Genomic DNA, 1,039 nt, shown 5'->3' with positions numbered 1-1,039 from the left:
GCGTCCGGCAGGCCAAGCCGGCCGGCAAGGAGGTCGAGATAGCCGCGCTCGGCGCGTGTGTCGGGATCGATGGTCAGGCGCGACGCTGTATAGAGTTCGAGCTTCTGCGCATCGGTCTTGGCGCCGGCCACCAGCGTGTCGAGCTCGAGCGGACTTGCCAGCTCCGCCATCAGGAACTTTTCGGCATCGGGGCCTATGCCGGCCACGCTGAGCTTGCCGGCGATCTTCTGGCGCTCGTCATCGTCGATATGGCCGTCGGCTTTCGCCGCCGAGATCATCGCCCGCACCAGGGTCAGGGTGAATTCGTCCTCGCCCTGTGGCGCCTGCGACGGGTGGAAGGCGGTGTCCTTGGGCGGCGGCAGCAATTCCGGTTCGCCGGCCGCCGGCGCATCGGCAGGTGCGTTGCCGGCCTTGTAGTTCTGGTAGGCCTTGTAGGCGAGGCCGCCGATCGCGGCCAGTCCACCAAGCTTCACCGCAGCGCCCGTCACCTCGCGGCCGGCGCCGGTTCCGAGCAGCACGGCGGCCAGTGCGCCGGCGGCCAGCGGATTGTCCTTGGCCATCTGCACGGCCTGCCCCGCCTTGTCGCGGACCGTGCCGCTGGTGCCGGGGATTTGCGAACCGAGCAGATCGTCGAGAAGCTTCTTGGGATCGAACATTCAATGCCTCCAGGATTTGCCCGGCCGAACGGGCAGGTTTCGAACGTCGCAGAGGTAAGTCCCGTACCCCAGCATTACAATGACAAACCGTCGCCTTGCCGCGACCCTCGGACCTAAGATCCGATATGCCGGCCCCTGCCCCGTGCCGCGGCGAGTTCGACCTGCCGCTGGCGCTCGGCATAACGCTGACGGTCCTCGTCCGAACGCGCATCGAAGCAATGCGGGCACGAAACACCGGCGGTAAATTTCGGCGACGATCGCTCGCTTTCGGTCAGCGGATGGCGGCAGGCGCGGCAGAGTTCCGCCTCGCCTTCGGCGAGGCCGTGCGACACGGAAACCCGCTCGTCGAAGACGAAGCACTCGCCTTGCCAGAGGCTCTGTTC

General features: G+C 67.0%; 1 protein-coding gene and 1 pseudogene. Both read right to left on the bottom strand.

Annotation, left to right across the window (positions count from 1 at the left end; genetic code table 11):
* The coding region (locus EN935_RS37500; RefSeq protein WP_164771771.1) for a tellurite resistance TerB family protein at positions 1-656 on the bottom strand (656 nt) is incomplete at its 3' end.
* Between the two features lie 113 nt (positions 657-769).
* Positions 770-1,039, bottom strand: a pseudogene (locus tag EN935_RS37495) (hypothetical protein); the annotation flags it as partial.

This window comes from Mesorhizobium sp. M7D.F.Ca.US.004.03.1.1 (genome assembly GCF_003998635.1).
Lineage (GTDB): Bacteria > Pseudomonadota > Alphaproteobacteria > Rhizobiales > Rhizobiaceae > Mesorhizobium > Mesorhizobium loti.
This window is presented reverse-complemented; position numbering and strand designations above follow the sequence as displayed.